Source organism: Acidovorax sp. KPB24-03 (assembly GCF_057546605.1).
Genome location: NZ_BAAJYR010000176.1, coordinates 1 through 7,307, shown reverse-complemented (window position 1 = coordinate 7,307; position 7,307 = coordinate 1). Strand labels below are relative to the sequence as shown.

Here is a 7,307-nt window from a genome sequence, read left to right as displayed (position 1 = left end):
GGCGGGCACGTGCCTCGCCGCTGGCGGGCCTGCCCGTTTCCATCAAAGACCTGTTCGACGTGCAGGGCCAGGTGACCCGTGCCGGATCGGCCGTGATGGCCGGGGCGCCCGCCCCGTCCGACGCCGTCGCGGTGGCCCGACTGCGCGCCGCGGGTGCAGTGCTGCTCGGTCGCACCAACCTGAGCGAGTTCGCCTTCTCGGGCCTGGGGCTCAACCCCCACTACGGCACGCCGGCCAACCCGCACGACCCGAGCCGCATCACCGGGGGCTCCACCTCCGGCGGCGCCGCCACCGTGGCGCTCGACCTGGCCACCGTGGCGCTGGGCACCGACACGGGCGGCTCGATCCGCCAGCCCGCCTCGTTCTGCGGCATCACGGGCATCAAGCCGACCTATGGCCGCGCCTCGCGCTACGGGATGATCGCCTTCGCCTCCAGCCTGGACCAGGCCGGCCCCATGGCCCGCTCGGCCGAGGACTGCGCCCTGCTGCTGTCGGCCATCTGCGGCCCGGACCTCGACCGCGACTCCACCTCGCTCGACCTGCCGGCGCAGGACTTCACCCGCCAGTTGAACGACGGCATCGACGGGCTGCGCATCGGCATCCCGGCCGAGTTCTTCGGCGAGGGCCTCGCGCCCGGCGTGCGCGCCGCGGTGGACGCCGCGCTCCAGGAATACGAGAAGCTCGGCGCGAAACTGGTGCCCATCAGCCTGCCGCGCACCGAGCTGTCCATTCCCGTGTACTACGTGATCGCCCCGGCCGAGGCCTCGTCCAACCTCTCGCGGTTCGACGGCGTGAAGTTCGGCCACCGCGCCAGCGACTACACCGATCTGGTGGACATGTACAAGAAGACGCGCGCCGAGGGCTTCGGCGACGAGGTCAAGCGCCGCATCATGATCGGCACCTACGTGCTGTCGCACGGCTACTACGACGCCTACTACCTGCAGGCGCAGAAGATCCGCCGCATGATCGCCGACGACTTCCAGAATGCCTTCCAGTCGTGCGACCTCATCGCCGGCCCGGTGGCACCCACGGTGGCGTGGAAGCTCGGCGAGCACGGCAACGACCCGCTGGCCGACTACCTGGCCGACATCTTCACGCTGCCCGCCTCGCTCGCCGGCCTGCCCGGCATGAGCGTGCCCGCCGGCTTCGGCGAGGACGGCATGCCCGTGGGCCTGCAGCTGATCGGCAACTACTTCCAGGAAGCCCGGCTGCTCAATGCCGCCCACCGCCTGCAGCAAGCCACCGATTTCCACCTCCGCATGCCGGGAGGCCTCTGAACATGACCGCCCCATTGATCCACGGCTACGAAGTCGTCATCGGCTTCGAAACCCACACCCAGCTTGCGACGAAATCCAAGATCTTCAGCCGCGCGCCCACCGCCTTCGGCGCCGCGCCCAACACGCAGGCCTGCGCGGTGGACCTGGCCCTGCCGGGCACCCTGCCCGTGATGAACCGCGAGGCCGTGGCCTGCGCCATCAAATTAGGACTGGCCCTGGGCTCCACCATTGCGCCGGAAAGCGTTTTCGCCCGCAAGAACTACTTCTATCCGGATCTGCCCAAGGGCTACCAGATCAGCCAGTTCGAGATCCCGGTGGTGCAGGGCGGCGAGGTGTCGTTCTTCCTGGGCGACGAGAAGAAGACCGTGAAGCTCGTGCGCGCCCACCTGGAAGAAGACGCGGGCAAGTCGCTGCACGAGGACTTCATCGGCCAGAGCGGCATCGATTTGAACCGCGCCGGCACGCCGCTGCTGGAGATCGTGACCGAGCCCGACATGCGCTCGTCCGAAGAGGCCGTGGCCTACGCCAAGGAGCTGCACAAGATCGTGACGTGGATCGGCATCTGCGACGGCAACATGCAGGAGGGCTCGTTCCGCTGCGACGCCAACGTCTCGGTGCGCAAGCCCGGCGCCCCGCTGGGCACGCGCCGCGAGATCAAGAACCTGAACAGCTTCAAGTTCATGCAGCAGGCGATCGACTACGAGATCCGCTGGCAGATCGAGCAGATCGAGGACGGCCACGCGATCCAGCAGGCCACGGTGCTGTTCGACCCCGGCACGGGCGAGACCCGCGCCATGCGCACCAAGGAAGACGCGGCCGACTACCGCTACTTCCCCGATCCGGACCTGCCGCCGCTGCAGATTTCGCAGCAATGGGTGGACGAGCAGCGCGCGCTGATGCCCGAGCTGCCCCGCAGCATGGCCGCGCGCTTCGTGGCCGACTACGGCCTGCCCGAGTACGACGCGACCACGTTGACCCAGTCGAAGGCGATGGCTTCGTATTTCGAAGCGGCGGCGCAGGCCAGCCAGCAACCCAAGCTGGTCAGCAACTGGATCATGGGCGAGGTGTCGCGGCGGGTGAATGCCGGCGAGAGCGACATCGCCGCGGCCCCCGTGAGCGCCGCCCAACTGGCGCAACTGGTCACCCGCATCGCCGATGGCACGATCTCCAACAACGCCGCCCGGCAGGTGTTCGAGGCGCTGTGGAGCGATGCGGCTGCGGGCGATGTGGACGCGATCATCGAGGCCAAGGGCCTCAAGCAGATGAACGACTCCGGCGCGCTGGAAAAGATCATCGACGACGTGATCGCCGCCAACCCCGACAACGTGGCCCAGTTCCGCGCGGGCAAGGACAAGGCCTTCAACGCGCTCGTGGGCCAGGCCATGAAGGCCAGCAAGGGCAAGGCCAATCCGCAGCAGGTGAACGACCTGCTGCGCGCCCGGCTCGCGGCGGCGTCTTCCTGACGCCGCTCTGCCCCGGCCACCGGGGAAGGGTGCCTTTACTGTGAATGCATGGCGGGGCGCTGCCCCGCCCAAAGGCTCTTGAGCTGCACCAGTTCGGCGTCGAACCGCTGGTGCACGCGGCGCTTTTCCTGCTCCTGCCCGGCGATGAACCGCTGCTGCTCGGCCAGCGCGTCTTCCTGCTCGGCGATCTGGCGGCGCAGGAGCATGGGCGCCTTGCTGGGATCGCGGCGGTAGAACTCCATTTCGGCATCGAGCGCCTTGCGCTGGCGCTGCAGGTCGGCCACGCGCTTTTCGGCGACGGCCGTGACCTCGTTGACCTGCTGGATGGCCGCGGCGCGCTCGGCATCGTGCGAGGCCTGGTCGGGGTAGCGGGCCACCAGCACGCGCTCGCGGCGGCGCTCGTCGGCGATGCGGGCGCGCTCCTCGGCCTCCTTGCGGCGCTGGGCCTCCAGGGCGGCGCGCTCCTGGTCGGTGAGGGTGGGGCCCAGGCGCTGGCGCTCGGTGCCCGATGGGCCCAGCACCCGCTGCTCCCGGTCCACGCACTCGGCGATGGGCCGGTCCGCCGTGAGGCGACGGCCCTGGGCATTCACGCAGGTGTAGATGCCGGCGGTCGGAGAACCGCTAGGCTGCGCCCCGGCCGGCGTGCCCGCCAGGCCCGAGAGGGCGATCACCCACCAGCCGAATCTCCAGGCCGTCTTGCTCAAACGAACTACCCCCCTTGCACGCCGTAGCGCTGGCGGTATGCCAGCACGTGTTCATGGTGGGTGTGCACACCCGGCTCCCCACTCTGGGCCAAATACTGCAATAAATCTGCCAGCTTGGCGATGGTGCATACCTGCATGCCCAGATGGTCGCGCACGTACTGCACGGCGCTGTGCTCCACGTCCTGGCCGTTCTCGGTCGCTTTCTCCTGCCGGTCGAGGGCGATGGCCATGGCATGGGGCTGGGCACCCGCAGCGCGGATCAGCGCGATCGACTCGCGCGCCGCCGTGCCGGCGGACATCACGTCGTCCACGATCAGCACGCGGCCGCGCAACGGGGCACCCACCAGCGTGCCGCCTTCGCCGTGGTCCTTGGCTTCCTTGCGGTTGTAGGCAAAGGGCACGTTGCGTCCGTGCCGTGCCAGTTCGACGGCCACCGTGGCCGCGAGCGGAATGCCTTTGTACGCGGGACCGAACACCATGTCGAACTCGATGCCGCTCGCCAGCAGGGCTTTTGCATAGAATTCGGCCAGCCTGCCCATCTTGGCGCCGTCATCGAACAGCCCGGCGTTGAAGAAATACGGGCTCAAGCGGCCTGCCTTGGTCTTGAATTCGCCGAAGCGCAGCACCCCCGCTTCCACGGCGAATTGCACGAAGTCCTGCGCCAGGCGGTCCTGTTCCACCGATTGCGCCTTGTCTGTCACCATGGATTCACCCCTTTTCAAATTAACGAGCCTCAACCTCAACGGCATCCGCTCCGCCGCATCCAAGGGGGTGGAGGCATGGATCGCCGCAACGCGGCCGGATTGTATTTGCGTGCAGGAGATCAAGGCGCAATCGGCCGACATGCTGGGCCGCTTCGAGCACTTGGCGGGCCTGAAAGGGCACTTTCACTTCGCGGCCAAGAAAGGCTACTCGGGCGTGGGCATCTACTCGCGCCACGAGCCGAGCGACGTGCGCATCGGCTACGGCTCGCAGGAGTTCGATGCCGAGGGCCGCTACGTGGAAGCCCGCTTCGACACGCCCGCACGCAAGCTGTCGATCATCAGCGCGTACTTTCCGAGCGGCTCCTCGGGCGAAGAGCGCCAGCTGGCCAAGTTCCGCTTCCTCGACGAGTTCCATCCCCACCTCATGCGCACCAAGGGCGAGCGCGAGTTCATCCTCTGCGGCGACATCAACATCGCCCATCAGGCCATCGACCTCAAGAACTGGCGCAGCAACCAGAAGAACAGCGGATTCCTTCCGCAGGAGCGCGAGTGGATGACAAAGTTGTTGCACATAACTGATGAAGGCGGCGGGCTGATAGACGTTTACCGTCAGTTACAACCAGACGCCACGGACACCGCCTACACGTGGTGGAGCAACCGGGGGCAAGCGTATGCAAACAACGTCGGATGGCGGCTGGACTACCACTTGGCGACGCCGGCCATCGCCGCCCTGGCCCGCACCGAGCATATTTACAAGACCGAGAAGTTTTCTGACCATGCGCCGATCACGATCGGGTACGACATGGTGCTGTAAGCGCAGCGCGCAGCGTGCGGCGGGCATCCACCCGCTTGCAGGGAACCGGCCCTGCCGGGCGGCCGTCTCCCGTTGCGGGCATGGGCCGGATCAGCGGTGAGCGGCTGCGGCCAGTTCGGCCGCAAAGGCCTGGGCCTGCTCTGGCGCTACGAAGGCCTCTTCGTCCTTGCGGATCAGCCCTGCGACTTGGCCGTCATCGGTCACCAGGCGCTTGACGTAGAAGCCATAGCCGGTCTTGCCGTTGTTGGGATACCAGTCGCCCTCGCCCTCGTTCACGCTGTACTTGAAGAGATAGGTGTGCTGCGTGGTGCTGGAGTTGGAAAAGAACTTGACGCAAAACACGAAGCCCGCCAGACCGCCGCTGACCTGGTGTTCACACATCAGGTTGCTGGACGGCGCGGAGATGGTCCCGCTACCGGTGCCGGTGGCATTGCCCACGGCTGTGAACGTGGGAGTCTCAACGCCCCAGCCCAGCGTGGGCGAGTACGTCGTGAACAGCCAGCTGCCTTTCAGGCTTTGCGGTACGGCCGCGTAACCGAAGTTGAAGCGCGAGATGGCCTTTTCGCTCTCGCCGGGGAAGGTGATGAAACCGCTCACGCCGTCGACGAAGCGGATCTTGACCGCGCCCGCGTTGCCCTTTTCAGTGCCCGAGCGGTCTTCGCTGCCCAGGAAACGGCCGCCTTCATAGGACTTGAGATCGGCCGTGACCTGGTTGTCCACCACATTGCCCACGGCCAGGTAGAACGTGGACTTGCCGGTGTTCTCGTACGCATACATCTGCATCACCAGCGTGCCGTTCTGCACGTCGATGCCGAAGCCGCGGCCGGGCTTGCCGTTGACCTCGGAGGTCACCACCCACGTCCCCGCCTGGGGGATGAACGCATGGGCCACGCCCGCACCGAAAACAAAGGCCGCAGCCACCAGCTTCTTGAACATCGCTCCCTCTCTCTTTCGCATTGACGACAATGGCGCCAGCCCTCCGATGAATGCTGAAGCGCGAACCCGAAATCATCGCCGTGAAGCCTGAATACTAACTTACACGATGTTGCAATATTTCACATTACCCGTCACCGCTTTCCAGCAGAACTGCTCGTTGGTGTGGTGCGACGAAACCCTTCTGGCCGCGGTGATCGATCCCGGTGGGGACCTGCCGGCCATCCTCGCCCAGGCGGAGCGGCGGCAGCTGAAGCTAGAGCAGATCTGGCTCACCCACGCCCACATCGACCATGCGGGCGGAGCGGGCGAGCTGGCCCGCACCCGGGTGCTGCCCATCGTCGGGCCGCATCCCGGGGACCAGTTCTGGATCGACGGGCTGCCGCAGCAAAGCGCGATGTTCGGCTTTCCGCCTGCGGAGGCCTTCACGCCCACGCGGTGGCTGGACGATGGCGACACGGTGCAGATCGGCAACGAGACGCTGTCGGTGCGCCACTGCCCCGGCCACACGCCGGGCCACGTGGTGTTCCACGCGCCCCAGATCGAGCGGGCTTTCGTGGGCGACGTGCTGTTTGCCGGCAGCATCGGCCGCACCGACTTTCCCCAGGGCAATCACCAGCAGCTCATCGACAGCATCACGCAGCGCCTGTGGCCGATGGGCGACGGCACGGTTTTCATCCCGGGGCACGGGCCGGAGAGCAGCTTCGGGCGCGAGCGCAAGAGCAACCCCTACGTGGGCGGGACCTGATCCGCGCCCCACGCCGGCCCCGGTCGACTCACCCCCGGCGCGCCGCCTGGTACAGCCCCTGCACCCGCGGCACGTTCTGCTCCAGCTGCCGGATGCGCTCCGGCCCGCTGGGGTGGGTGGAGAGAAACGCGATGCCGCCCTGGCCGCTGGTGGCCTCGCCCATCTTGCGCCACAGGCTCACCGAGGCGTCGGGGTTGTAGCCGGCGCGGGCGGCCAGTTCCAGGCCCACCAGGTCGGCTTCGGTCTCGTCGCCGCGGCTGAACTTCAACGTGATGAGCTGCGTGCCCAGGTTGGCCGCCGCGTTGCCCAGATCGCCCAGGCCCAGCAGCTGCGCCCCGAGGGACAGGCCCACGCTGGTGGCCTGGGTCTTGGCGAGGCGGGCGCGGGCGTGTTCGCGCAGCGCGTGGGCCATTTCGTGGCCCATGATCATCGCGGCCTCGTCGTCGGTGAGCTTGAGCTGGTCCAGGATGCCGGTGTAGAAGGCGATCTTGCCACCCGGCATGCAGAAGGCGTTGATCTGCTTGCTGCCGATCAGGTTGACCTCCCACTGCCACTGGCGGGCCCGGTCGTTCCATTGGGCGGTGTAGGGGATCAGGCGCTGGGCGATGGCGCGCAGGCGCTGCAGCTGCGCATTGTCGGGGCCGGCCAGCGCACGCTGCGCCTT

8 protein-coding genes are annotated in these 7,307 nt (G+C 67.3%); 4 read left to right on the top strand and 4 right to left on the bottom strand.

The genetic code is table 11. The annotated features are described in order from the left end of the window. Together gatA and gatB are read left to right on the top strand one after the other, a co-directional pair. On the top strand, positions 1-1,277 hold a 1,277-nt coding region (gatA, locus tag AC27KI_RS16185; RefSeq protein WP_487114730.1), incomplete at its 5' end, for an Asp-tRNA(Asn)/Glu-tRNA(Gln) amidotransferase subunit GatA. Between the two features lie 2 nt (positions 1,278-1,279). Next, positions 1,280-2,740, top strand: a complete 1,461-nt coding sequence (gatB, locus tag AC27KI_RS16180) for an Asp-tRNA(Asn)/Glu-tRNA(Gln) amidotransferase subunit GatB (protein WP_317357371.1) — start codon at positions 1,280-1,282, stop codon at positions 2,738-2,740. 35 nt (positions 2,741-2,775) lie between these two features. Here gatB and AC27KI_RS16175 read toward each other — a convergent pair whose 3' ends face one another. Then, positions 2,776-3,444, bottom strand: a complete 669-nt coding sequence (locus tag AC27KI_RS16175; RefSeq protein WP_487114728.1) for a DUF4124 domain-containing protein — start codon at positions 3,442-3,444, stop codon at positions 2,776-2,778. 5 nt (positions 3,445-3,449) lie between these two features. After that, positions 3,450-4,148, bottom strand: coding sequence for an orotate phosphoribosyltransferase (gene pyrE / locus AC27KI_RS16170; protein ID WP_284407823.1), 699 nt, complete (start codon positions 4,146-4,148; stop codon positions 3,450-3,452). Between pyrE and AC27KI_RS16165 the strand changes: the two genes are divergently transcribed. Beyond that, positions 4,147-4,962: an exodeoxyribonuclease III gene (locus tag AC27KI_RS16165; protein WP_272565908.1), complete on the top strand. Its 816-nt coding sequence runs from the start codon at positions 4,147-4,149 to the stop codon at positions 4,960-4,962. The two genes, pyrE and AC27KI_RS16165, sit on opposite strands and share 2 nt — an antisense overlap. Positions 4,963-5,052: 90 nt before the next feature. On the opposite strand, the gene AC27KI_RS16160 is transcribed toward AC27KI_RS16165, so the two are convergent. Then, the gene (locus tag AC27KI_RS16160; protein ID WP_487090498.1) at positions 5,053-5,898 is read right to left on the bottom strand and encodes a hypothetical protein; all 846 of its coding nucleotides are present in this window, start codon (positions 5,896-5,898) and stop codon (positions 5,053-5,055) included. Between the two features lie 106 nt (positions 5,899-6,004). On the opposite strand from AC27KI_RS16160, the gene AC27KI_RS16155 reads away from it, so the two are divergent. Further along, positions 6,005-6,643 (top strand): MBL fold metallo-hydrolase, encoded by a 639-nt coding sequence (locus tag AC27KI_RS16155; RefSeq protein ID WP_284430293.1) that lies wholly within the window; start codon positions 6,005-6,007, stop codon positions 6,641-6,643. Between the two features lie 28 nt (positions 6,644-6,671). Here the strand turns inward: AC27KI_RS16155 and AC27KI_RS16150 are convergent. Next, positions 6,672-7,307 (bottom strand): M48 family metallopeptidase (locus tag AC27KI_RS16150; protein WP_487114726.1); only part of this gene is annotated, 636 nt, incomplete at its 5' end.

Coding starts and splice junctions, on each gene's coding strand:
- AC27KI_RS16160 (WP_487090498.1), bottom strand. CDS start 5,898: ATGTTCAAGAAGCTGGTGGCTGCGGCCTTTGTTTTCGGTGCGGGCGTG.
- AC27KI_RS16165 (WP_272565908.1), top strand. CDS start 4,147: ATGGATTCACCCCTTTTCAAATTAACGAGCCTCAACCTCAACGGCATC.
- AC27KI_RS16155 (WP_284430293.1), top strand. CDS start 6,005: ATGTTGCAATATTTCACATTACCCGTCACCGCTTTCCAGCAGAACTGC.
- pyrE (WP_284407823.1), bottom strand. CDS start 4,148: ATGGTGACAGACAAGGCGCAATCGGTGGAACAGGACCGCCTGGCGCAG.
- gatB (WP_317357371.1), top strand. CDS start 1,280: ATGACCGCCCCATTGATCCACGGCTACGAAGTCGTCATCGGCTTCGAA.